We start from the raw sequence: 22449 nt of genomic DNA on the forward strand, positions 1-22449 counted from the left end.
TCCGGGCCGGGCTAGGTTGAGGCGTATGGCTTCGACGTACGGTGCTGCACAGGTCCTGGTGGCGTCCAACCGCGGTCCGGTCTCGTACGCGGTGGGCGAGGACGGTTCGCTGAACGCCAAGCGGGGCGGCGGCGGGCTGGTCTCGGGGCTGTCCGCGATCGGCTCGGACGCGGACGCCCTGTGGGTGTGCTCGGCGCTGTCCGACGGCGACCGGGAGGCCGTCCGGCGGGGCGTCGGCGAGGACGGCGTGCGGATGCTGGACATCCCGGCCGACGTGCACGCGGACGCGTACAACGGCATCGCCAACTCGGTGCTGTGGTTCGTGCACCACATGCTCTACCAGACGCCCCTGGAGCCGGTCTTCGACGACGAGTTCCGGCGCCAGTGGACGTCGTACGAGACGTACAACCGGGCGTTCGCCGAGGCGCTGGCCGAGGAGGCGGCGCAGGGTGCGGCGGTGGTGGTGCAGGACTACCACCTGACGCTGGTGCCGGGCATGCTCCGCGAGCTGCGGCCGGACCTCAGGATCGGCCACTTCTCGCACACGCCGTGGGCGCCGCCCGAGTACTTCCGGATGCTGCCGGACGACGTGGCCGGGCAGGTGCTGCGCGGCATGCTCGGCGCGGACCGGCTGGGCTTCCTCACGCAGCGCTGGGCGGACGCGTTCACCGCGTGCGCCGAGCAGTTCGCCGGCGGGCTCGGGAGCACCCGGATCGGCGTGCACGGGCTGGGCGCCGACGCGGACTTCCTGCGGAAGCGGTCGCACGAGGCGGACGTCGAGGAGCGGATGGCCGCTCTCCGGGAGGAGATCGGCGAGGACCGCCGCACCATCGTCCGGGTCGACCGCACCGAGCTGTCGAAGAACATCGTGCGCGGCCTGCTGGCCTACCGCCGGCTCCTCGACTCGCACGCCGAGTGGCGCGAGCGCGTGGTGCACGTGGCCTTCGCGTATCCGTCGCGGCAGGACCTCGCGGTGTACCGGGAGTACATGGCAGAGGTGCGGCGGCTCGCGGACGAGATCAACGAGCAGTACGGCACACCGGGCTGGACCCCGGTCGTCCTGCACCTCAAGGACGACTTCGCCCGCTCCCTGGCCGCGTACCGGCTGGCCGACGTGGCGCTCGTCAATCCCATCCGGGACGGCATGAACCTCGTCGCCAAGGAGGTCCCGGTCGTCTCCGACGCGGGCTGCGCGCTGGTGCTGTCCCGGGAGGCCGGGGCGTTCGAGGAGCTGGGCGAGGACGCGATCACGGTGAACCCCTACGACATCACGGGCACCGCGGTGGCCCTGCACGAGGCGCTGTCGATGCGCCCGGAGGAGCGGGCCGAGCGCAGCAAGCGGCTGGCGGCGGCGGCGACCGCGCTGCCGCCGGGGCAGTGGTTCCTGGACCAGCTCGACGCGTTGAAGGGCTGATCACCGATGACCGGTTCCCAGGACTCCCCGACGCCGGCACCCGCCACGAAAGCCGGGCAGGAGGGTCTGGACGCTCTCCTCACCCGCCCGGGTACGGCGTTGATCGGCCTCGACTTCGACGGGACGCTCGCGCCGATCGTGGCCGACCCCGAGAAGGCCCGGGCCCATCCGGGGGCCGTACCCGCGCTGGCCGCGCTCGCGCCGAAGGTGGCCGCCGTGGCGGTGATCACCGGGCGGCCGGCCGAGGTCGCCGTGCGCAACGGCGGCTTCGCGGACGTCCCGGGCCTGGAGCACCTCGTGGTCCTCGGCCACTACGGCGCCGAGCGCTGGGACGCCCGGACCGGTGAGGTCAGCGCCCCCGAGCCGCATCCCGGCGTCGCCGCGGTCCGCGCCGAGCTGCCCGAGCTGCTCGAACGGCTCGGCGCGTCGCAGGGGACCTGGATCGAGGAGAAGGGCCGGTCCGTGGCCGTGCACACCCGCCGGGCCGCCGACCCGCAGGCCACGCTGGACTCCCTGCGCGAACCGCTCGCGGGCCTGGCCGGCCGCCACGGCCTGATCGTCGAGCCCGGCCGCATGGTCCTCGAACTCCGCCCGCCCGGCATGGACAAGGGCGCCGCCCTGGCCGGGTTCGCCCGGGAGATCGGCGCCGGGTCGGTCCTCTTCGCCGGTGACGACCTGGGCGACCTGCCCGCCTACTCGGCCGTCGACAAGCTCCGCTCGGACGGCACCCCGGGCCTGCTGGTGTGCAGCGGCAGCGACGAGGTGACCGAGCTGAGGGAGCGGGCGGACGTGGTGGTGGACGGCCCGGAGGGCGTCGTACGCCTGCTGCGCGACCTGGCGGACCGGATCGGCTGAGGCCTGACGCGGTCCTGACTCAGTCCTGACGCTCCGCCCGGCGCGTCTCCCGTATCCGCCGCAGCCGGTTCACCGTCACCGGGTCGTGGGCCAGGGCGCGGGGGTCGTCCAGCAGGGCGTTGAGGAGCTGGTAGTAGCGCACGGGGGCGAGGCCCAGCTCCTCCCGTACGGCCCGCTCCTTCGCACCGGGCCCGGAGAAGCCTCGGCGTTCGAGCGCGAGGATGTCCCGCTCCCTGCGCCCGAGCCGCTCGTCACCCGTGTCCTCGTCCATGCCAGGCACCGTAACGCCCGCCACCGACAGCGGGACTACTCCGCGCTCTCCGCCCGGGTCGCCACCGCCTGGAGGTGGCCCAGGACGCCCGAGGGGCTGCCGGTGGGGGCGACGGCCTTGCCGATCTGCTTCTTGACCTGGGAGCTGACGTCGGCCCAGGAGGTCTTGCCGACCGGGTAGAGCTCGGAGGTCAGCAGTTCCTCCAGGAACGGCTTGAGGTGCCGGTCCCGGCGGGAGGCGGCCATGGTCCCGGACGCGGAGCTGGTGACCGGCAGCAGGTCGTACTCGCGGGAGAAGGCCAGCACGTTCTTCTCGCTGTAGACGAAGTCGAGGAAGTCGCCGACCTCGTCGCGGTGGCCGTTCTTCCGGAAGGCCGTCATCCAGTCGGCGACGCCGAGCGTGGACTTGCTCGCCCCCTCCTTGCCGGGCGTCGGCACCATGCCGTACTCGACGCCCTGCTTGGCGGCCATCTTCATCAGGGAGGGGTGGCCGTTGAGCATGCCGACCTCGCCCTTGGCGAACGCGGCGAACGCGGCGGCCCGATTGAGCTCGCCGGGCGCGACCGGCCCGGTCAGGTCCTTGCCGACCAGTTCGTTTTTCAGCCAGGAGAAGGTGTCGATGTTCTCCGGGGAGTCGATGCCGTAGCTGCCGACGGTGTCGGTGTAGCCGCCCCCGCCGCTGAGCATCCACTGCATGGTCTCGGCCTGGGCCTCCTCCGGGCCGAGGGGCAGCGCGTAGGGGTACTTCACGCCCTCGTCCTTGAGTGCCGCGGCGTCGTCGGCCAGGTCGTCCCAGGACTTGGGCGGGGTGATGCCGGCCTTGGCGAAGAGGCTCTTGTTGTAGAAGAGCACGCGCGTGGAGGAGGCGAACGGCATGCCGTACTGCACGCCCTTGACCTGTCCCGCGGAGGCCAGCTGCCCGACGAAGTCGGCCTGCACGGGTATGGAGAGCAGGTCGTCCGCCTTGTAGAGCTGGTTCTGCGCCGCGTAGTCGGCGTACGCGCCGATCTGCGCCATGTCCGGCGGGTCACCGGCGGCGACCATCTCCCTGACCTTGCGGTCGACGTCGTTCCAGGAGTAGACGCTGACGTCGATCTTCACGCCGGGGTGGTCGGCCTCGTACTCCTCGACCAGCTTGTCCCAGTACTTCCGGGAGCTGTTGGCCGCACTGTCGCCGTAGTCGGCGGCGACCAGCTTCAGGGTCACGTCGGCGGAGCCGCCCGTGACGCCGCAGCCGCCGAGGACCGCCGTCATGCCCAGTGCGGACACCACCGCGATCGTTCCTGCCATCCGCCGCCGCTGCACCGCTGTTCTTCCCCAACCCTGGCGTCGCCGCCAACGAAAGTTTTCGATATTCGGAACAAGGTCTACACCACGTGAGTGGACTAGACCTCTTGCGGGTCCCCGGGACACACTGTTCTCCGTGAGACATGTCATCGCCCTCGACGTGGGCGGCACCGGGATGAAGGCCGCTCTGGCCGGTCCGCGGGGCGAGGTGCTGCACCGGGCCCGCCGGGCCACCGGACGCGAGCAGGGGCCGGAGGCCGTCGTCGCGGGCATCCTCGACTTCGCCGCCGAGCTGCGCGCGTACGGCACCGAGCACTTCGGCACGCCCGCGTCGGCCGCCGGCGTGGCCGTCCCCGGCATCGTCGACGAGGCGCGGGGCGTCGCCGCCTACGCGGCGAACCTCGGCTGGCGCGACGTCCCGCTGCGCGACCTGCTGGCGGAGCGGCTGGGCGTCCCGGTCGCCCTCGGCCACGACGTGCGCACCGGCGGCCTCGCCGAGGGCCGGGTCGGCGCGGGCCGGGGCGCCGACCGGTTCCTGTTCGTGGCGCTGGGCACCGGCATCGCGGGCGCCATCGGCCTGGACGGCCGGGTCGAGGCGGGCGCGCACGGCTTCGCGGGCGAGATCGGCCACATCGTCGTACGCCCCGGCGGAGCCCCGTGCCCGTGCGGCCAGCGCGGCTGCCTGGAGCGTTTCGCCTCGGCAGCGGCCGTGAGCGAGGCCTGGGCGACGGCCTCCGGCACCCCGGGCGCGGACGCGGCGGACTGCGCGAAGGCGGTGGACTCCGGCGACCCCGGAGCCCGGGCGGTCTGGCAGGAGGCGGTCGACGCCCTGGCCGACGGCCTGGTGACGGCCCTGACCCTGCTGGACCCCCGCGTCCTGATCATCGGCGGCGGTCTGGCGGAGGCGGGAGAGACCCTGTTCACGCCGCTGCGGGAGGCCATCCGGCACCGGATCACCTTCCAGAGACAGCCGTCACTCGTCCCGGCGGCGCTGGGCGACGGTGCCGGTTGCCTGGGGGCGGGGCTGCTGGCCTGGGATCTTCTGGCATCGACCGACCGTTCGGAGGTAACCACCTGATGGCAACGCCCCCAGGGGCGCGGGGAACTGCGCGACCAGCCACAAACCACCCGCACCCCGCAACGGCCGAACACCCCACGGTCCTCACCGGCGCAACCGTCGTCCTCCCCACAGGAACCGTCGAACACGGCCAGGTGACCGTCGACGGCACCCGGATCGCCCCCACAGCCCCCGAACACGCCCAGGTCATCGACGTAACAGACCACTACGTGATCCCCGGCTTCGTGGACATCCACAACCACGGCGGCGGCGGAGCCTCCTTCACCTCCGGCTCGGTCGAGGACATCCTCAAGGGCATCCACACCCACCGCCTGCACGGCACGACCACCCTGGTCGCCTCGACCGTCACCGGCGACATGGACTTCCTCACCCAGCGCGCGGGCCTGCTGAGCGAGCTGGCCGAGCAGGGCGAGATCGCCGGCATCCACTTCGAGGGACCGTTCATCTCCCCCTGCCGCAAGGGCGCGCACTCCGAGGACCTGCTGCGCGACCCCCACCCGGCGGAGGTCCGCAAGCTGATCGACGCGGCCCGGGGCAGGGCGAGGATGGTCACGCTGGCCACGGAACTGCCCGGCGGCACCGACTCGGTACGCCTCCTGGCCGAACACGGCGTGATCGCGGCGATCGGCCACACCGACGCGACGTACGAGCAGACGGTCGAGGCCATCGACGCGGGCGCGACGGTCGCCACCCACCTCTTCAACGCCATGCCGCCGCTCGGCCACCGCTCCCCCGGCCCGATCGCCGCGCTCCTGGAGGACGACCGGATCACGGTCGAGCTGATCAACGACGGCACGCATCTGCACCCCGCCGCGCTCCAGCTGGCGTTCCACCGCGCGGGCGCGGACCGGGTGGCGTTCATCACGGACGCGATGGACGCGGCCGGTTTCGGTGACGGACGCTACTGGCTGGGCCCGCTGGAGGTGGAGGTCGCGGACGGCGTGGCCCGCCTGCTGGCGGACGGCACGATCGCCGGCTCGACCCTCACGCTGGACCGCGCGTTCAAGCGGGCGGTCACGGTCGACGGCCTGTCCGTCGAGGACGCGGTGACGGCCCTCTCGGCCACCCCGGCCCGCCTCCTCGGCATGGACGACCGGATCGGCTCCCTGGAGCCCGGCAAGGACGCGGACCTGGTCCTGCTGGACGCCGATTTCGAGCTGACGGGCGTGATGCGCCGGGGCGAATGGGTGGTCGGTCCCCAACTGCGCTGATCCGTCCCGCAGTCGAGAGACGGTGGCCGACTCCAGGACTGGGCCGACCGCCGTCTCTTTGGCATGATCGAGCTTCCGGAACGTCCATGGCAGCAAGCGCATTCTCGAGGGAGGTCGGCCCAGGTGATCCTCACGGTCACGCTGAACACCGCTCTCGACATCACGTACCGCGTACCGTCTCTCCGGCCGCACGCCTCCCACCGCGTCTCCGAGGTGACGGAACGCCCCGGCGGCAAGGGCGTCAACGTGGCCCGGGTGCTCGCGGCGCTCGGGCACGAGGTGACGGTGACCGGTTTCACGGGCGGGGCGACGGGGCGGGTCGTGCAGGAGAAGCTCGCGGCGGTCCCGGGGGTGGCGGACGCCCTGGTGCCGGTCAGGGGCGCGACCCGCCGCACGATAGCCGTGGCCGACTCCCAGACCGGCGACACGACTCAGCTCAACGAACCGGGCCCCACGATCACGCCCGCCGAGTGGTCGGCCTTCCAGGAGGCCTACGAGGACCTGCTCCCGTCCGCCTCAGCGGTGGCCCTGTGCGGCAGCCTGCCGCCGGGCGTGCCGGTGGGGGCTTACGCGGGCCTGGTCCGGACGGCCCGGTCCTTCGGGGTCCCGGTCCTCCTCGACACCAGCGGCGAACCCCTGCGCCGGGGCGTCGCGGCCCGCCCGGACATCATCAAGCCGAACGCCGACGAACTGGCGGAACTGACCGGCTCCCACGAGCCCCTGCGCGCCACCCAGGACGCCCGCCGCCGGGGCGCGGCCGCGGTCGTGGCATCCCTCGGCCCCGAGGGCCTCCTCGCCGCCACCCGAGAGGGCCGCTGGCGAGCCACCCCACCGACCTCCGTACCGGGCAACCCGACGGGCGCGGGCGACTCGGTGGTCGCGGGCCTGCTGTCGGGCCTGCTGGACCACCTCCCCTGGCCGGACCGCCTGGCCCGGGCGACGGCCTTGTCGGCGGCGACGGTGCAGGCGCCGGTGGCCGGGGAGTTCGACCGGGGGGTGTACGAGGACCTGCTGGGGAGGGTGACGGTTTCGGGGGAGGTCAGCGCGGCCTGAGTCGGGTACGCCGAAACTCACCTGTGCGGTGACCCTTCAGACAACGACTGGCTCAAGGTCAAGTGGGCCGGCAAGACCGGCTGGGTCGCTGCCATGTGTGTCGAAGCCGGACGAATCCGACAGCGCTGAAGATGACGCAGATGCTCCTGGACTAGTCCTTGACCTGGCCCGCCTTCAGCCACAGCTGGTCCAGGAGGACGTTGCACTTGTCGCCTTCCTCGCAGGACAGCGTGATGGTGTTGGTGCCCTTGTTGAGGGTCGGCCAGGCGTAGGTCTTCGTCCAGCCCTTGGTGAAGTCGCCGTCCGAGGTGTGGGTGAAGTTGCCCAGGTTGAGCTTGTTGCCGAACGGCTTGCCGTTGACGGTGAGGGTCATCTCCTGATCCTCGTCCACCGTGCTGTAGCGGGCGAAGACGGTGTAGGCGCCGTCCTTGGGGACACCGTTGACGGTCCAGGTGACCGAGGAGCCGACCTGGTTGAGGTTCCCGACGTAGATGCCGCCGTCGGACTGGGCGCCCTTGACGTCCTGGGCGAGGGCCGCGCCACCGCCGAGACGAAGCGCCTTGGCGTCGATCTTCGGGAGTTCCTCCTGGGCCGCCCCGCTCTTGCTGCTCGAAGGGCTCGGCTTCGGCTCCTGGGACTGCGTCGGGGTCGTGCCCGCCTGGTCGCCGGAGTCGTTCTGGTCCTTGTCGCCGCCCAGCATGGCCACGCCGATGCCTATAACGACCGCGGCGACCACCGCGATCGCGCCGATCAGCAGGCCCTTGGTGTTCGGCCCGCGGCCACCCCGGCCACCACCGCCGCCCGGCACCTGCTGCTGCGCGGTGGGCGCACCGCCGGGCAGCGTCTCCGGTGCCGCGTAGTGCGCGTTCGGCTGGTTGTAGCCGCCCTGCTGCTGGGGGACCTGCCCATAGGGCGCCGTCTGCGTGTTCTGCGGCTGCTGGCCGTACTGGCGTGTGCCGACCGCCCGCACCCGGTTGACCGAGTTCGGGTAGCCGTAACCCCCGGACGGCGGCTGGGCCCCGTTGGCCTGCCCGTCGGCGTAGAGATAGCCGAACGGGTCGTCGTCCTCGGGCGTGCTCGCGCCGTTGTTGCCGGGCGTCATCCCTTGGTCTCCTCAGTCAGGTGCAGTGCAATGCGGTACGGGTCGTGAGAGAGCGAGCCTACCCGCTCCCAGTGACCCAAACGGGTGACTCAGACCGCATCAACTCGCTGACCTCGGGCTCACCCGGCGCGTCTGTGTTGTTTGGGACGAGATCGTTTCTCGACGTACATCCGCTCGTCAGCGGATTTCAACACTTCGTCCGCCGTCATTCCACAATGTGCCCATCCGATGCCGAAGCTGGCGCCGACCCGGACGGCCCGCCCCTCGGCCCGGATCGGCTGGATGATCTCGTTGCGCAGCCGTACGGCGAGGTCCTGTGCGTCGGCGCGGCCCAGCCCGTCGGCGAGGATGACGAATTCGTCACCACCGAGCCGGGCGACGGTGTCGCCGTCGCGGACGCCGTTGCTCAGCCGACGGGCGACCTCGATGAGGACCGCGTCACCCGCGTTGTGCCCGAACCGGTCGTTGATCGACTTGAAGCCGTCGAGGTCGCAGAAGAGGACGGCGAGGCCCTTGGTGCCGTCGTCGTGGTCGCCGTCCGGGGCGACGGTGTGCACATGGTGGTCGTAGGCGTCGAACGGCTCGGTGCCCGCTCCGAAGTCGAAGGCGTGACCGATCGCGTCGAAGGCGGGGTGGCCGTAGGCCGCGTCGTGCGACTCCACGATGCCGGGGTGCGCGGGCGCCGCGCGCTGGCACAGCCGGGCGGACAGGCGGGAGCGCAGCTCGGCGGAGTTCGGCAGGCCCGTGAGCGAGTCGTGGGAGGCGCGATGGGCGAGCTGGAGCTCGCGGCGCTTGCGCTCCTCGATGTCCTCGACGTGGGTGAGCAGGAAGCGCGGGCCGTCGGCGGCGTCCGCGACGACGCTGTTGCGCAGGCTGACCCAGACGTAGGTGCCGTCCCGGCGCCCGAGGCGGAGCTCGGCCCGGCCGCCCTCGGCGGAGGTGCGCAGGAGCGTGCCTATGTCCTCGGGGTGGACCAGGTCGGAGAACGAGTAGCGGCGCATCGCGGACGCGGGGCGGCCGAGCAGCCGGCACAGGGCGTCGTTCGTGCGCAGGATCCGGCCGTGCTGGTCGCCGCCCATCTCGGCGATGGCCATCCCGGACGGGGCGTACTCGAAGGCCTGCCTGAAGCTTTCCTCGCTCGCCCGCAGCGCCTGCTGCTCGCGCTCCAGCCGGACGAGCGCCCGCTGCATGTTGGCGCGCAGCCGGGCGTTGCTGATCGCGATGGCGGCCTGGAAGGCGTACATCTGGAGCGCCTCGCGGCCCCAGGCACCGGGGCGGCGGCCGTTGCGCGGCCGGTCCACGGACAGCACGCCGATCAGCTCGCCGCAGGCCGCGCTGCCCTGCGGGCCGGGTGCGTACATCGGCGCGAAGAGCCGGTCGGCCGGGTGCCACTCGTCCTCGAAGCGGGGGGCGGGGCCGTCGGTGTACCACTGCGGGACGTCGTCGTCGTCGAGGACCCAGCCTTCGGTGTGCGGTATGAACACGAGGTCGCCCCAGTGCTCGCCCATGCCGAGGCGGCGTTCCCAGGACTCGCGCGAGCCGACGCGGCCGGTGATGAGGGCCTCGGCGGCCGGGTTCCCGGCGAACGCGGCGACGACGAGGTCGCCGTCGGGCCGTACGAGGTTCACGCACGCCAGCTCGTACCCGAGGGCGGCGACCACGCCCTCCGCGACGGTCTGCAGTGTGTCCGCCAGGCTGCGGGCCGTGTTCATGTCGGCCATGACCTGGTGCAGTTGCCGCAGGGACGCAAGGCGGACGTAGGGTTCCGACTCGGTCTCCATGCTCGCCCTCCCCCCGAGACCTCGCAGCGAATCAAGGGTTCTCATCGGCGTATCGTCCTGGCAGCTTCCCAGCCACTGAATCACAGCGCGCTGCCCACTCGGTACACAGGGTCAACAATTCCCGCCCCTTGTGACTCAAGTCACAGGCAAACCTGAACAATTGAGTGGAGTTTCTGCGTTCTTCACGTGCGGCTACCGAACGCAAACTTTGCCAGGTTGCGCACAAATATCCCCCAGCGTTCGTCAGGGGCCCGGCAGTGGCCCGTCAGGGGCCCTGTCAGTGGCCCGTCGGGAGCCCGTCGGGAGTCCTAGGACCGTGATCGGGCGGGAGCCCGATGCGGGGCGTCCGGGGCGGTGACTAGCGTTTCGGGCGTGCCGAACACTCCCGCTGCCACGTCCCCGATCATTCCGTCGCCCGCCTCCGGGCATGCTGAGGGGGTGAGCAACGACGAGTTCCGCGCCGCCATGTCCCGGCTGGCCTCGGGCGTGGTCCTGGTGACCGCGCAGGAGCCGCCGCTCGACCCGGACGACCCCTCGGCGCCGGGCAGCGAGGACGTGGGCATGACGGCCACGGCCTTCATGTCGGTGTCCCTGGACCCGCCCCTGGTGCTGGTGAGCCTGCGCGAGGGCTCCCGCATGGACGAGCTGCTCGACGAGCAGCCCCTGTGGGCGGTCTCGGTCCTCTCCGAGAGCCAGCGCCACATCGCGGGCCGCTTCGCCATGAAGGGCCGCGTCAGCGACCGCCTGCTCTTCGCGGACATCCCGTACACGCGCGGCGAGTACACCGGGGCGCCCCTGGTCGGCGGCGCCCTGGCCGTCCTGGAGTGCCGCACGGAGCAGCGGGTCCGGGCCGGCGACCACACCCTCGTCATCGGCCGCGTCCTGACGGCCCGCGTCCCGAGCGCGGAGGGGGGCCCGCTGACGTATTTCCGGGGCCGCTACCGGCAGTTGGGCTGAGGAAACCGGTGGCCCGGCGGTGATCGGCCCTCCTAGGGTGCGCGCATGACCACGACAGGCCCGCGTCTCGAAGAGATCACCCCCGCGAACCTCGACGCCGCCCTCGGCATCGCCGTCCGTCCCGACCAGGAGCACGCGGTCTCCCCGGTCGTGAAGTCACTCGCCGAGGCCTACGTCCATCCGGGCGTCGCCTGGCCCCGCCTGATCGTCGACGGCGACCGCCCGGTCGGCTTCCTCATGGCCTTCCTCGACATCGACTGGTACGAGGACGGCAGCGTCCGCCGCTCGGGCCTGTGGCGGCTGAACATCGCGGCCGGGGAGCAGGGCCGGGGATACGGCCGTTTCGCCGTGGACTCCGTCGCCGCCGAGCTGCGCCGGCGCGGCACCGAGCAGCTCTACGTCACCTGGCACCCCGGCCCCGAGGGCCCGGAGGACTTCTACCTGGGGCTCGGTTTCCGCCGGAACGGGGAGACCAGCGGCGGCCAGACGGTCGGAGTGCTGGAGCTGAAAGGCAGACGGGAATCGTCAGACAGGTCCTAGCTCCAGCCCTGCGCCGAGCGGCCCCGCTTGGTCTCCGAGCGCTGCTTCTTCTCGCGCAGGCGCCGCTCGTTGATGCCCCGGGGGATCCGGGTCGGCTTGCGGGGCTTGGGCGGCGGCGCGGTGGCCTCGGCCAGGAGCGCGGCGAGGCGTACGGCGGCGGCCTCGCGGTTGCGCCACTGGGAGCGGTGCTCGGAGGAACGTACGGTGACGACCCCGTCGACCAGGCGCCCGGCCAGCCGTTCCAGCGCCCGCTTCTTCCACACCTCGGGCAGCGCCTCGGTCCTCGCCAGGTCGAAGCTGAGCTCGACCTTCGAGTCACTGGTGTTGACGTGCTGCCCGCCCGGCCCCGACGACCGCGAGAAACGCCACATGAGCTCGGCCTCGGGCAGGGAGACGGAGCCGCGGATGACGTGGGGACCAGACATGCCGTCCATGTTCCCGCTCCTGTCCGGTCCACGTCACCCGAATAATCGCGGGTAAAGAAAGTAAAGGACCTGGAACCTCGCGGACCCCTCTCCACGTTCATGGGGGTAGCTGTAGCTTCTTTGCCGTACGTAAACGAGGGAAGGGACTCCCAACAATGGCTGTAAGCCTGTCCAAGGGTGGCAACGTCTCGCTCACCAAGGAGGCTCCGGGCCTGACCGCCGTCACCGTGGGCCTCGGCTGGGACGTCCGCACCACCACCGGCACGGACTTCGACCTCGACGCGTCCGCGATCGCGGTCAACACGCAGGGCAAGGTCTACTCGGACGCCCACTTCGTCTTCTTCAACAACAAGCAGACGCCGGACAACTCCATCGTCCACACCGGTGACAACCGCACGGGTGAGGGCGCCGGCGACGACGAGGCGATCAACGTCAACCTCGCCGCCCTCCCGGCCGACATCGACAAGATCGTCTTCCCGGTGTCCATCTACGACGCCGAGAACCGCTCGCAGAACTTCGGCCAGGTGCGCAACGCCTACATCCGCATCGTCAACCAGGCCGGCGGCGCCGAGATCGCCCGCTACGACCTGTCGGAGGACGCCGCCACGGAGACGGCCATGGTCTTCGGCGAGCTGTACCGCAACGGCGCGGAGTGGAAGTTCCGCGCGGTCGGCCAGGGCTACGCCTCGGGTCTGGTCGGCATCGCCCAGGACTTCGGCGTGAACGTCTGACGGACGCCCTCACCCGTGGCGGAAGTCCCCGGCGCCGGTCCATCGGCCCGGGGGCTTCCCCGTCCCCGGCCCGCCCGCGATACGTTCCCGACGTGATCCTCGACCCCCTTCTCCCGCCACCCCCCGGCGACTCCCTCCCCGAACCCCTCCTCGCGGAGCTCACGGCCCTCTACGCCTCCAACCACGCGTTCCACACCCTCACCGGCGACTTCCCCGACCCGCACCACATCCGCCCGGAGCAGGTGGCACACGCCCTGTCGGAGGAGTGGACCCAGCCCGGCACCGAGGTGCTGCTCGCCCGCAGCTTCGGCGGCCTGACCGGGATCGCGATCACCCTCGCCCACCACCCGGACCCCGCCGACCCGGACCCCTGGATCGGCCTGTTGATGGTGGACGCGAGCCGGCACGGCCAGGGCCACGGCCGCCGCCTGGCCACCCTCGTGGAGGACCGCTTCCGCGCGGCGGACCGCACTGCCGCCCGCCTCGCCGTCCTCGACGACAACCCGCAGGCGCTGGCCTTCTGGACCGCCCTCGGCTACGAGGTCATCGACCATCGCGAGGACCTGCAGATGAAGCGCCCGTGTGCGGTGCTCCGCAAGGAACTCAGCGCGCCTTAGCGCGCCCTCAGGGCCGCTCCGGCTTGCCCTCCCCGTACAGCCAGTCCTCCCAGATCGCGTGGAAGTCCTTCCCGGGCGCCTGCTTCTCGACGTACGCCGTGAAGTCGCCTGTGTCGGCGTTCCCATGGCGGTGGGCCGCCGCCCAGCCCCGGAGGATGTCGCCGAACGCCTCGTCACCGACCGTCTGGCGGACCTTGTGGAGGACCATGGCGCCGCGCTGGTAGACGGGCGCTCGGGAGAGGTGCGCGGCGTCCGGGGGTTCCGCGGGCGGGAAGGACCAGAGGTCCTCGTAGGTCCTCTCCCCGTGGTCGTACAGCGCGTCGAAGGTCTCCTGCGCGCTCTTCCCGCCGTGGTCCTCCTGCCACATCCACTCCGCGTACGTCGCGAACCCCTCGTTCAGCCACATGTCCCGCCAGCTCTCCGGCGTCACGGAGTCGCCGTACCACTGGTGGGCGAACTCGTGGACGAGGAGCGTGATGCCGGGGGCGCCGGGAAAGACGGGGCGCGTCTGGGTCTCCAGGGCGTAGCCGGCGTCGGCCACCCGGTCGACGATCGCGCCGGTGGAGGAGAAGGGGTACGGGCCGAACCGCCGCTCCGCCCAGCGCAGGACCTCGGGGATGCGCGCGAGGACCGCGCGGCTCTCCTCCTTCTCCGCGGGGTCGACGGCCGTGTACGAGGGCAGACCGTCCCGGGCGGTGGAGCGGCTGATGTCGAAGTCGCCGATGGCGAGTGTCGCGAGGTAGCTCGCCATCGGCTCGGCGGTGTGCCAGATGAACGTCGTCCGGCCCCGCGCGGTCCTCTCGCCGCGCAACTCCCCGTTGGACACGGCCCGCAGCCCGTGCGGCACGGTCACCGTGAGGTCGTACGCCGCCTTGTCGGACGGGTGGTGGTTGCCGGGGAACCAGGCCATCGACCCGGTGGGCTCGCCCAGCGCGAGCGCCCCGTCCGTCGTGCGCAGCCAGCCCTCCTGGGAGCCGTCCGGGTCGGTGACGGTCTCGGGCGCCCCGGAGTACTCGACGGTCACGCGGAACGTCTCGCCCTGACCGAGATCCTCGCGCGGCCGGACGGTGAGCTCCTGCCCGGCACGGTTCCAGCGGGCGGTCTGGCCGCCGACGGTGACCTTCCCGGCCTTCAGACCGAGCAGGTCGAGGTTGAAGGCGGAGAGGGTCTCGTTGGCCCGGGCGGTGAGGGTGGCCGTGCCGGTGAGGTGGTGTGCGTCCGGGTCGTAGGCGAGGCGCAGGCCGTAGTGGGTGACGTCGTAGCCGCCGTTGCCGGCCTTCGGGAAGTACGGGTCGCGTACGCCGGAGCCGCCCGGGGTGCCGTGCACTCCGCCGCCGCACGCGGTGACGGCGAGGGTGCAGACGAGCAGGGCAGGGACAAGACGTACAGTTCGGGCCACGATCGCGATCTTATGGGCGCGTGACACCATCACACCCGTGCTCGACATCGGCTACGCCCTCTCCAACCGCTTCCCCGACCCACCGCAGACCGACTACCGCCGTGCGGACGTCCACGCCCTGCGGCACGACCTGTTCTGTGGTGACGTCTACCTGGCGGACACCGAACAGGACCGGGAGTTGTCCACAGCCTGGGGATGGGTGCCGGTGCTGGACTTCGCGTGGGCGCTGTGCGACATCGTGGAGCGGATCGACCGGGACCCGGCGGGCTCCCGGGCGTCCCGGCCGCAGCGGGCGGAGCTGGACTTCACCGAGTCGACCGACCGGATGCTCTTCGAGCGCCGCTTCGGGTGGGTGGACATCGAGGCCGACTGGATGCCGGCGGAGGAGGCTCCCCTGACCTTCTCCCACGCCGAACTGCGCCGCGAGGCCCGCGACTTCCTGCACGACCTCCTGGCCGACCTCACGGACCTGCACGAGGATCTCGCCGAGAACCCGGCGATCTGGACGCTCCAGGCGCGTTTCCCCCGTCTTCCGTGAGCACCCGCCTTCCGTGAAGATCCGCCTTCCGTCACCCTTGCTCCCGGGGCCCCGTGCGGGCCGCCGCTGAGTCGGGTGCCGCTCGCCCCGGGCCGTCAGTCCTCCACCCTGATCCCCCACTGCACGGCCAGCACCGGCGCCAGGTCCAGCAGCTGGCCCGTACTGATCACCGCCCCGGACAGCCGGTCCAGCCCCCGGCTGATCTCCAGTGACACGGCCCCGCGCAGATCGACGTCCTTGAGGGTCGCCGCCTGGAGGTCGGCGCCCTTCAGCGCGCAGTCCACGAACTCCACGCGCTCCAGGCGGGCACCGCCGAAGTCCGGCTCGACGAGGACGCAGCCCTCGAAGACGACGTCTCTGAGCCGGGCCATGCGCAGGTTCAGATAGTCGATCTTGCCGCCGCGGATCAGCACCCGCTCCAGCACCGCCGCGTGCATCTGCGTCCCCCCGAGGCGGGCGTCGATCAGCTCGACGTCGCGCAGCGTCGCCTCGGCGAGGTCGGTGCCGACGCCCCGGACACCCGTGAGGACCGAGTCCAGGACGGAGGCGTGCCGCAGCCGGACCTCGTCCAGCGCGCACTCCCTCAGGGCGCAGTCCAGGAAGCGGGACCCCGACCCGTCCTGCCCCGCGAAATCCGCCCCCTGGAACTCCAGGCCGTCGTGGTCCCCGTCCGGCTCCAGCCCGCCGCCCGTGAACGGCTCCAGCGCCGGCAGCCGGATCTCCGGTCGCCGCGCCGCCTTCACCCGCGTACCGCCCGCGCCCCTGCCGCCCGCCGTACTCCTCACCATGCGCCCATGCTGCATCACGCCACTGACACCAGCCCCTGACCTGGGAGGCAACGGGCCATGTCACATTCCGGGGCCGTCGGGCGGTCGTACTCCCAGAAGAGTGCCGAAGAGTGTCGTCGAGCCCAGGGAGACCTCCAGCCATGCACCGCATCACCGTCGTCGGCGGCGGCTTCGCCGGCCTGACCGCCGCCATCACCGCCGCCGAGGCGGGCGCCAAGGTCACCATCCACGAAGCCCACCACACCCTCGGCGGCCGGGCCCGCACCGCCGAGGGCCCCTACCGCACGAACGAGGGCCCGCACGCCCTCTACAACGGCGGCCCGCACTGGGCCTGGCTCAAGCAGCGCGACCTCATAGGGCCGCTCGCCCCGCTCCCGCCCCTCGAGGCCGCCCGGCTGCGGCTGCGGCACCACGGCGCGCTGCGCCGCACCCCGCCCTTCCCGATGCTGAAGCTGCTGCGCCGGACCGCCGAACAGGCGCCCGTGGACGCCGACTTCCTGACCTGGGCGACCGGCATCGCCGGCGAGGAGGGGGCCCGGGCCGCCGCCCACTACTCGGCCGTCGCCCTCTTCCACCACGACCCCGGTTCCCTGTCGGCCGCGTTCGTGCAGGAGCGCCTGCGCCGCGCCACCAAGTTGCCGCCCGAGGCGCACTACCCGCGCGGGGGCTGGGCCACCCTGATCGACCGGATGGCCGCCCGCGCCTGGAACCTGGGCGTGCGGATCGAGACCCTGTCCCGCGTCGACACGCTCCCCACCGACACGCCGGTCGTCGTCGCCACCTCCCTCGACGCCGCCCGGCGGCTGCTCGGCGACGACTCGCTGACCTGGCCGAGCGGCCGTGCCGTCCTCGTCGACCTCGCCGTGCGCACCCGGCGCGGGGACGCCTTCGTGGTCTCCGACCTCGACGCGCCCGGCTGGCTCGAACGGTTCACCGCCCAGGACCGCAGCCTCGCCCCGGCCGACGAGCAGCTGATCCAGGGGCACCTCCCCATCGCCCCGCACGAGTCCAAGGCCGACGGCACCGCCCGCGCCGAGCAGTTGCTCGACCTGGGCTTCCCGGGCTGGCGCGAGCGCGTCACCTGGCGGCGCGAGGCCGTCGCGAACGGCCGTACGGGCGCGGTGGACCTGCCCGGCACCAGCTGGCGCGACCGGCCCTCCGTGGACCGGGGCGACGGTGTCTACCTCGCCGGCGACCAGGTCGCGGCCCCGGGCGTGCTGTCGGAGGTCTCCTTCAACAGCGCCCTGACGGCGGTGTCCCTGGCCCTCGGCCGGCGGGAGCTTGACCTCAAGCAAGCTTGAGGTTGAAGGCTGGCCTCAGACCGCTACGACACGAGGAGCCCCGATGCACGCCATACGCCTGCACGCCTTCGGCCCGGCCGAGAACCTCACCTACGAGCAGGTCGAGGACCCGCGGCCGGGCCCCGGCCAGGTCCGTGTCGCCGTACGGGCGGCGGGCGTCCACCTCCTGGACACCGCCCTGCGCGAGGGCGGAAAGGGACCGGCGCCCGAGCCGACGCCGCTGCCCACCATCCCGGGCCGCGAGGTCGCCGGCGTCGTCGAGTCCCTGGGCGAGGGCGTCGCGGACCTGTGGCTCGGCAAGCGGGTCGTCGCCCACCTCGGCTTCGTCCCCGGAGGCTACGCCGAACTGGCCGTCACCGAGGTCGAACGACTGCACGAGATCCCGCAGAACCTGGATTTCGCCGAGGCCGTCGCCATGATCGGCACGGGCCGTACGACGATGGGGATCCTCCAGTTCGCCGAGCTCGGCCCCGACTCGGTGGTCATCGTCCCGGCCGCGGCCGGCGGCATCGGCACGCTCCTCGTGCAGTACGCCGAGAACGCCGGCGCCACCGTCGTCGGCCTCGCGGGCGGGCCGGAGAAGGTCGCCCGCGTGCAGGCGGCCGGCGCCGATCTCGCCGTCGACTACAAGGACCCGGCCTGGCCCGCGAAGGTCCGTGCCCACCTCGGCGGCCGGGCCGCGACCGTGGTCTTCGACGGCGTAGGCGGCGACGTGGCCCGCGAGGCCGTCGCCCTGCTCGGCCCCGGCGGCAGGCACATCGTCTTCGGCTGGTCCGCGGAAGGCATCCAGGACGGCGGCCCCTACCTCGTCGACGGCGTCTCAGAACAGGTCCTCGGGCCCGTGATGCTCCGGAAGGCCGGCGGCCCCGACCCCGTACGCACCCTCGAACTGCGCGCCCTCACCCAGGCCGCCGCCGGCCGGCTCACCCCGGCCGTACAACGCTTCCCGCTGCGCGAGGCCGCGGCCGCGCACCGGGCGCTGGAGACCCGGGGGACGATCGGGAAGGTGGTCCTGGAGCCGTGACGCGACGCCCGGCCGGACCGGCCGGCTCTGGGCATTCCAGCCGGGCTTAATTCACATGACCCGCCCGGCGCACCCCACTACCGTGCCCAGAGTGATCGACATTCCCAGGGCACTGGCAGCGTCACAGGAGAAGTACAACGGCGAGGCGGGCCGCGCCTTCATCGAGGAACTGCCGGACCTGACGGCCTGCTTCCTCGACCGCTGGGGACTGGAGCCCGACGGGCAGCCCATGCACGGCGTGTCCGCCCTGGTCCTCCCGGTCCGCCGCGCCGACGGCAGCACCGCGGTCCTCAAGCTCCAGATCCTCGACGAGGAGAGCGAGGGCGAACCGGTCGCGCTGCGCGTCTGGGACGGCGACGGAGCGGTCCGTCTCCTCGACCACGACGAGCCCACCGGCACGATGCTGCTGGAGCGTCTCGACGAGACCCGGATGCTGTCCCACGTCCCGGACACCCACCAGGCCGTCGTCACCATCGCCGAACTCCTCGCCCACCTCACCTCCTTCCCCGCCCCGCCCGGCATGCGCCGCCTCGGCGACATCGCCCGGGCCATGGTCGACCAGACCCCGTGGGCACTCGACCGCATCCCCGACCCCGAGGCCCGCCGCCTCGTCGCCGACTGCGCCGCCGCCGTACGCGAGGTCGTCGACGAACCCGGCGACCGGCTCCTCCACTGGGACCTCCACGACGAGAACGTCCTCGCCTCCGACCGCGCCCCCTGGCTCGCCATCGACCCCAAGCCCCTGGCCGGCGACCCCGGCTTCGAACTGTGGCCGGCCATCGACAACCGCTACGACCCCGACGACATCCTCTGGCGCTTCGACGCCATGACCGACGTCCTCGCCCTGGACCGCCCCCGCGCCCGCGCCTGGACCCTCGGCCGCCTCCTCCAGAACGCCCTGTGGGACATCGAGGACGGCCGCCCCCTGGACGACGCCCAACTCGAAATCGCCCGCCGCCTGCGCGCCCACAGCGGCTGACCCATGCCCGCCTTCCTCCCCGGCCTGGAACTCTCCCGCCGCTTCTACAGCGATGCCGTACGCCCCCTCCTGGACGAGGCCCTCCCCGGCCTGCCCCACTCGGCCGCGCGCCTCGGCAGCGGCTCCGAGGTCCTCGGCTACGACACCGCACGCTCGGCCGACCACGAGTGGGGCCCGCGCCTCCAGCTCTTCCTTCGCCCGGAGGACGCCGAGACCCACGGCCCCCGCCTCAGCGCCCTCCTCTCCCACCGCCTTCCGAAGACCTTCCTCGGCCACCCCACCCACTTCGCCCGCACCGACGACGACCCGGGCACCGACATCCGTGTCATGACCAGCACCGCCGGCCCGGTCCACCACCGCGTCGACATCACGGATCCCGCCACCTGGTTCACGGCCCGGCTCGGCTTCGACCCGGCCCAGGGCGTCACCACGGCGGACTGGCTGGCCACCCCCACCCAACGCCTGGCCGAGGTCACCGCGGGCGCCGTCTTCCACGACGGCCTCGACCGGCTCACCCCGGCCCGCACCGCCGTCGGCTGGTACCCGCACGAGATCTGGCTGTACGTCCTGGCCTGCCAGTGGAAACGCGTCTCCCAGGAGGAGGCCTTCGTAGGCCGCTGCGGCGAGGTGGGCGACGAACTCGGCTCCGCGATCGTGGCCGCGCGTCTGATCCGCGACCTGATGCGCCTGAGCCTCCTCATGAACCGCCGCTACCCGCCCTACAGCAAGTGGCTCGGCACCGCCTTCACCGCCAACCCCCAGGGCGCGGCGCTCACCCCCACCTTGACCGCGGCCTTGGCGGCCACCGACTGGCACCGATCGTGACCACCGATCAGGCGCTCGCCAGAATCCGGCTGGGCGAACCTCGCGCCGCCGCGGACCTGCTGCACGGTTGTGTGGCCGCCGCGTCCACCACGGGGGGCCGAGTACCGGCGCTGCGCCTGCGCCGGGCCCGCAGGGAACTGAGGCCCTGGCGGCGGGAGGACTGGGTAGCCGACCTTGACGACCATCTCATGGATGTGCTCGGAGCATGACGAAACGCCCCTTGCACGGTAGGCCGTCGCCCACCACGGACTGCGCCCGGGGAGGGAGTGGAGATCGTGACGGATGGGTGGACGCCCATCGGGACGGGGGGATCCGCGGCGGCTGTGCCCACCCGGAGGCCGGTCTCTGGCACATCCGCTCACGCGGGAGCCTCACGGTGAAGGGCAGGCCAGGGATGAAACCTGCCCTGACCTGCCCCTTTGTTGAGCCCCCTGTCGGATTCGAACCGACGACCTACGCATTACAAGTGCGTTGCTCTGGCCAACTGAGCTAAGGAGGCACCGCGTGCTACAACGCCGCGCGCGAGGGCGGCACCACTGTACACAGAGCCCGTTACCCCGAGCCACGACGTTCCGCCCCGCCCGGTCTCACTCCACGGCGTACTCGAAGCGGTACGTCACGGTCGTCTCGCCGTGGGGCGCGGTGAACCCGCCCTTCCCCCGCAGTCCGGCCAGCTCCCCGCTCCCGGAGCCCGGCACCACCTCGAACGTGCAGTGCACCGTCCCGTCCTCGCCGAACCACCCCCGCTCCTCCACGGCGAAGCTCCCCTCCCGCCCGTCGAGCCGGCCGGTGATCAGTTCCATGCCGGTGAAGGAGCCGGTCTTCTGGGTGACGTAGACGATGCTGTACTCGCAGATCGTCGCGGCCGCCTCGATGCCGCCGCTGAAGGTGTTCCGGACGGAGGCGTGGGCGAGCCGCGGGTTCGCCTCCTCGCCCGGGCCGATCACGCGCTCCTGCCAGTCGGCGAAAGTGAAGTGTCCAGTGGTGGTCGCTGTGCCGGGCATGGGTCAAATCCTCTCGATCAGGAAATCAGGAGATCAGCCGACGGCCGGGCCGGCCGTCGAGGAGGACCACTCTCCTCCCCGTACCTGACATCTCCTGTCAGGTACGGGCAGGTACGCCGGACAATGGCCCCCATGCGCGCCGACCGGCTCCTCTCCCTGCTCCTGCTGCTCCAGAACCGCGGGCGGATGACCGCGCCCGAGCTCGCCGCCGAGCTGGAGGTGTCGGTGCGCACGGTCTACCGGGACGTCGAGGCGCTGGGCGCGGCGGGTGTGCCGGTGTGCGCGGATCGCGGGCCGGAGGGCGGCTACCGGCTGATGGACGGCTACCGGACGCGGCTGACCGGTCTGACCGACGCCGAGGCCGGGTCGTTGTTCCTCGCCGGGATGCCCGGACCGGCGCGCGATCTGGGACTGGGAGCGGTGCTGGCCAGTGCCCAGCTGAAGGTCCAGGCCGCGCTGCCGGCGGAGCTGGCCGGGCAGGCGCGGCGGGTGCAGGAGCGGTTCCATCTGGACGCGCCGGCGTGGTTCCGGGAAGCCGATCCGGTGCCGTGTCTGGAGCCGGTGGCGGCAGCCGTGTGGGAGCGGCGGGTGCTGCGGGTGCACTACCGGCGGTGGCGGGGGGAGGTGCGCCGGGAGGTGCGGCCGCTGGGACTCGTCCTCAAGGGCGGCATCTGGTACCTGGTCGCCCTGGCGGAGGAGGCCGTGCGGACGTACCGGGTGTCCCGACTGCTGAGCGTGGAGGAGACCGGGGAGCTCTTCGACCGTCCGGCCGGCTTCGACCTGGCCGCCTACTGGGAGGAGTCGTCCCGGCGGCTGGAGGCCGCCCTGCGGCAGGGTGTCGCCCGGTTGCGTCTCTCGCCCCGGGGGCAGCGGTTGCTGCCGATGCAGTTCGGGGCGGCGGGCGCACAGGCCCTTCAGAGCGCGGGCGCGACGGACGCGGACGGCTGGGTGGAGGTGGAACTGTCCGTGGAGTCGGAGGCCGTGGCGGTCGGGGACCTGCTCCGGCTGGGTCCGGAGGCGGAGGTCCTCGGGCCGCCCGAGCTGCGGCAGGCCGTGGCACGGGCGGTGGCGGCGCTGGCGGACCGGTACGGGCCGCCGTGCAGCCCTTCGAAAATTTCCACGAAGTTCACAGGCCCGGAGGTACTGACAGACAGGTGAACGCCGGGTACCGTCCTGAGCCAGTTCACACGCGTGGACTACACCACAACGGAATCACCGTCGTGGCACCGCCTTCCTACTCGGATCGTCCGGCACGTTCCTGCCGGTAGAA

General features: G+C 72.2%; 22 protein-coding genes, 1 tRNA gene and 2 pseudogenes. 16 read left to right on the forward strand and 9 right to left on the reverse strand.

What is annotated here, in order from left to right; translation table 11 throughout:
* Positions 1-25: 25 nt before the first annotated feature.
* Together GTY47_RS11780 and otsB are read left to right on the forward strand one after the other, a co-directional pair.
* Positions 26-1414, forward strand: coding sequence for a trehalose-6-phosphate synthase (locus GTY47_RS11780; RefSeq protein WP_010035961.1), 1389 nt, complete (start codon positions 26-28; stop codon positions 1412-1414).
* A gap of 6 nt (positions 1415-1420) precedes the next feature.
* Positions 1421-2269 (forward strand): trehalose-phosphatase, encoded by an 849-nt coding sequence (gene otsB / locus GTY47_RS11785; protein WP_010035964.1) that lies wholly within the window; start codon positions 1421-1423, stop codon positions 2267-2269.
* Between the two features lie 19 nt (positions 2270-2288).
* Here the strand turns inward: otsB and GTY47_RS11790 are convergent, their stop codons facing one another.
* Both GTY47_RS11790 and GTY47_RS11795 read right to left on the reverse strand, forming a co-directional pair.
* Positions 2289-2540, reverse strand: a complete 252-nt coding sequence (locus GTY47_RS11790; RefSeq protein WP_010035965.1) for a DUF3263 domain-containing protein — start codon at positions 2538-2540, stop codon at positions 2289-2291.
* 35 nt (positions 2541-2575) lie between these two features.
* Positions 2576-3829 (reverse strand): extracellular solute-binding protein, encoded by a 1254-nt coding sequence (locus GTY47_RS11795; RefSeq protein ID WP_010035967.1) that lies wholly within the window; start codon positions 3827-3829, stop codon positions 2576-2578.
* A 133-nt stretch (positions 3830-3962) separates the two neighbouring features.
* Between GTY47_RS11795 and GTY47_RS11800 the strand changes: the two genes are divergently transcribed.
* From GTY47_RS11800 to GTY47_RS11810, 3 genes are all read left to right on the forward strand, one after another.
* Positions 3963-4904, forward strand: coding sequence for an ROK family protein (locus GTY47_RS11800; RefSeq protein ID WP_029180904.1), 942 nt, complete (start codon positions 3963-3965; stop codon positions 4902-4904).
* Complete coding sequence (gene nagA / locus GTY47_RS11805; RefSeq protein WP_029180905.1) at positions 4904-6115, forward strand: N-acetylglucosamine-6-phosphate deacetylase; 1212 nt, start codon at positions 4904-4906, stop codon at positions 6113-6115. The genes GTY47_RS11800 and nagA overlap by 1 nt, the downstream gene beginning before the upstream one ends.
* Before the next feature lie 123 nt (positions 6116-6238).
* The gene (locus GTY47_RS11810) at positions 6239-7168 is read left to right on the forward strand and encodes a 1-phosphofructokinase family hexose kinase (protein ID WP_010035980.1); all 930 of its coding nucleotides are present in this window, start codon (positions 6239-6241) and stop codon (positions 7166-7168) included.
* A 151-nt stretch (positions 7169-7319) separates the two neighbouring features.
* Here the strand turns inward: GTY47_RS11810 and GTY47_RS11815 are convergent, their stop codons facing one another.
* Both GTY47_RS11815 and cdgB read right to left on the reverse strand, forming a co-directional pair.
* Entirely contained in the window at positions 7320-8270 is a 951-nt protein-coding gene (locus GTY47_RS11815; RefSeq protein ID WP_010035983.1) for a hypothetical protein, read from the reverse strand.
* 119 nt (positions 8271-8389) lie between these two features.
* A complete protein-coding gene (gene cdgB, locus GTY47_RS11820; protein WP_010035985.1) occupies positions 8390-10051 on the reverse strand; it encodes a diguanylate cyclase CdgB in 1662 nt (553 codons plus the stop codon).
* A 372-nt stretch (positions 10052-10423) separates the two neighbouring features.
* On the opposite strand from cdgB, the gene GTY47_RS11825 reads away from it, so the two are divergent.
* Positions 10424-11008 (forward strand): flavin reductase family protein, encoded by a 585-nt coding sequence (locus tag GTY47_RS11825; protein ID WP_029180906.1) that lies wholly within the window; start codon positions 10424-10426, stop codon positions 11006-11008.
* 45 nt (positions 11009-11053) lie between these two features.
* The gene (locus tag GTY47_RS11830) at positions 11054-11548 is read left to right on the forward strand and encodes a GNAT family N-acetyltransferase (protein WP_010035991.1); all 495 of its coding nucleotides are present in this window, start codon (positions 11054-11056) and stop codon (positions 11546-11548) included.
* Here GTY47_RS11830 and arfB read toward each other — a convergent pair.
* Positions 11545-11982, reverse strand: a complete 438-nt coding sequence (gene arfB, locus GTY47_RS11835) for an alternative ribosome rescue aminoacyl-tRNA hydrolase ArfB (protein ID WP_029180907.1) — start codon at positions 11980-11982, stop codon at positions 11545-11547. The two genes, GTY47_RS11830 and arfB, sit on opposite strands and share 4 nt — an antisense overlap.
* Before the next feature lie 146 nt (positions 11983-12128).
* Here arfB and GTY47_RS11840 point away from each other — a divergent pair, with 146 nt between their 5' ends.
* Both GTY47_RS11840 and GTY47_RS41605 read left to right on the forward strand, forming a co-directional pair.
* Positions 12129-12704, forward strand: coding sequence for a TerD family protein (locus GTY47_RS11840; protein ID WP_010035999.1), 576 nt, complete (start codon positions 12129-12131; stop codon positions 12702-12704).
* Between the two features lie 92 nt (positions 12705-12796).
* Positions 12797-13321, forward strand: coding sequence for a GNAT family N-acetyltransferase (locus GTY47_RS41605; RefSeq protein ID WP_010036001.1), 525 nt, complete (start codon positions 12797-12799; stop codon positions 13319-13321).
* Between the two features lie 7 nt (positions 13322-13328).
* Here the strand turns inward: GTY47_RS41605 and GTY47_RS11850 are convergent, their stop codons facing one another.
* Positions 13329-14750, reverse strand: a complete 1422-nt coding sequence (locus tag GTY47_RS11850) for a M1 family metallopeptidase (RefSeq protein WP_063738894.1) — start codon at positions 14748-14750, stop codon at positions 13329-13331.
* Between the two features lie 7 nt (positions 14751-14757).
* Between GTY47_RS11850 and GTY47_RS11855 the strand changes: the two genes are divergently transcribed.
* A complete protein-coding gene (locus GTY47_RS11855) occupies positions 14758-15258 on the forward strand; it encodes a hypothetical protein (RefSeq protein ID WP_010036006.1) in 501 nt (166 codons plus the stop codon).
* A 95-nt stretch (positions 15259-15353) separates the two neighbouring features.
* Here GTY47_RS11855 and GTY47_RS11860 read toward each other — a convergent pair whose 3' ends face one another.
* Positions 15354-16046 (reverse strand): pentapeptide repeat-containing protein, encoded by a 693-nt coding sequence (locus GTY47_RS11860; RefSeq protein ID WP_231911157.1) that lies wholly within the window; start codon positions 16044-16046, stop codon positions 15354-15356.
* Positions 16047-16186: 140 nt separating this feature from the next.
* Between GTY47_RS11860 and GTY47_RS11865 the strand changes: the two genes are divergently transcribed.
* The 5 genes and pseudogenes from GTY47_RS11865 to GTY47_RS40775 form a co-directional block, all read left to right on the forward strand.
* A complete protein-coding gene (locus GTY47_RS11865) occupies positions 16187-17347 on the forward strand; it encodes an FAD-dependent oxidoreductase (protein WP_010036010.1) in 1161 nt (386 codons plus the stop codon).
* Positions 17348-17390: 43 nt separating this feature from the next.
* Complete coding sequence (locus GTY47_RS11870; RefSeq protein WP_010036012.1) at positions 17391-18371, forward strand: zinc-binding dehydrogenase; 981 nt, start codon at positions 17391-17393, stop codon at positions 18369-18371.
* A 91-nt stretch (positions 18372-18462) separates the two neighbouring features.
* Positions 18463-19350, forward strand: a complete 888-nt coding sequence (locus GTY47_RS11875; protein ID WP_010036013.1) for a hydroxyurea phosphotransferase — start codon at positions 18463-18465, stop codon at positions 19348-19350.
* Between the two features lie 3 nt (positions 19351-19353).
* A pseudogene (locus GTY47_RS11880) lies at positions 19354-20163 on the forward strand (DUF4037 domain-containing protein); the annotation flags it as partial.
* A gap of 5 nt (positions 20164-20168) precedes the next feature.
* Positions 20169-20384: pseudogene (locus GTY47_RS40775) on the forward strand (hypothetical protein); the annotation flags it as partial.
* Positions 20385-20600: 216 nt separating this feature from the next.
* On the opposite strand, the gene GTY47_RS11885 reads toward GTY47_RS40775, so the two are convergent.
* A tRNA-Thr gene (locus tag GTY47_RS11885) sits at positions 20601-20674 on the reverse strand.
* Positions 20675-20762: 88 nt separating this feature from the next.
* A complete protein-coding gene (locus tag GTY47_RS11890; RefSeq protein ID WP_010036017.1) occupies positions 20763-21179 on the reverse strand; it encodes a DUF3224 domain-containing protein in 417 nt (138 codons plus the stop codon).
* 132 nt (positions 21180-21311) lie between these two features.
* Here GTY47_RS11890 and GTY47_RS11895 point away from each other — a divergent pair, with 132 nt between their 5' ends.
* Positions 21312-22337: a YafY family protein gene (locus tag GTY47_RS11895; protein WP_173937276.1), complete on the forward strand. Its 1026-nt coding sequence runs from the start codon at positions 21312-21314 to the stop codon at positions 22335-22337.
* Positions 22338-22449: the final 112 nt, after the last annotated feature.

It is taken from the genome of Streptomyces sp. SID5464, assembly GCF_009862985.1.
Taxonomy (GTDB): Bacteria; Actinomycetota; Actinomycetes; order Streptomycetales; family Streptomycetaceae; genus Streptomyces; species Streptomyces chartreusis_D.

What these genes read in the sequence shown, in the direction of transcription:
- GTY47_RS11830 (WP_010035991.1), top strand. Translation starts at nt 11,054, where the DNA reads ATGACCACGACAGGCCCGCGTCTCGAAGAGATCACCCCCGCGAACCTC.
- arfB (WP_029180907.1), bottom strand. Translation starts at nt 11,982, where the DNA reads ATGGACGGCATGTCTGGTCCCCACGTCATCCGCGGCTCCGTCTCCCTG.
- GTY47_RS11860 (WP_231911157.1), bottom strand. Translation starts at nt 16,046, where the DNA reads ATGGTGAGGAGTACGGCGGGCGGCAGGGGCGCGGGCGGTACGCGGGTG.
- GTY47_RS11865 (WP_010036010.1), top strand. Translation starts at nt 16,187, where the DNA reads ATGCACCGCATCACCGTCGTCGGCGGCGGCTTCGCCGGCCTGACCGCC.
- GTY47_RS11840 (WP_010035999.1), top strand. Translation starts at nt 12,129, where the DNA reads ATGGCTGTAAGCCTGTCCAAGGGTGGCAACGTCTCGCTCACCAAGGAG.
- nagA (WP_029180905.1), top strand. Translation starts at nt 4,904, where the DNA reads ATGGCAACGCCCCCAGGGGCGCGGGGAACTGCGCGACCAGCCACAAAC.
- GTY47_RS11780 (WP_010035961.1), top strand. Translation starts at nt 26, where the DNA reads ATGGCTTCGACGTACGGTGCTGCACAGGTCCTGGTGGCGTCCAACCGC.
- GTY47_RS11790 (WP_010035965.1), bottom strand. Translation starts at nt 2,540, where the DNA reads ATGGACGAGGACACGGGTGACGAGCGGCTCGGGCGCAGGGAGCGGGAC.
- cdgB (WP_010035985.1), bottom strand. Translation starts at nt 10,051, where the DNA reads ATGGAGACCGAGTCGGAACCCTACGTCCGCCTTGCGTCCCTGCGGCAA.
- GTY47_RS11795 (WP_010035967.1), bottom strand. Translation starts at nt 3,829, where the DNA reads ATGGCAGGAACGATCGCGGTGGTGTCCGCACTGGGCATGACGGCGGTC.
- GTY47_RS11815 (WP_010035983.1), bottom strand. Translation starts at nt 8,270, where the DNA reads ATGACGCCCGGCAACAACGGCGCGAGCACGCCCGAGGACGACGACCCG.
- GTY47_RS11895 (WP_173937276.1), top strand. Translation starts at nt 21,312, where the DNA reads ATGCGCGCCGACCGGCTCCTCTCCCTGCTCCTGCTGCTCCAGAACCGC.
- GTY47_RS11870 (WP_010036012.1), top strand. Translation starts at nt 17,391, where the DNA reads ATGCACGCCATACGCCTGCACGCCTTCGGCCCGGCCGAGAACCTCACC.
- GTY47_RS11850 (WP_063738894.1), bottom strand. Translation starts at nt 14,750, where the DNA reads ATGGTGTCACGCGCCCATAAGATCGCGATCGTGGCCCGAACTGTACGT.
- otsB (WP_010035964.1), top strand. Translation starts at nt 1,421, where the DNA reads ATGACCGGTTCCCAGGACTCCCCGACGCCGGCACCCGCCACGAAAGCC.
- GTY47_RS11890 (WP_010036017.1), bottom strand. Translation starts at nt 21,179, where the DNA reads ATGCCCGGCACAGCGACCACCACTGGACACTTCACTTTCGCCGACTGG.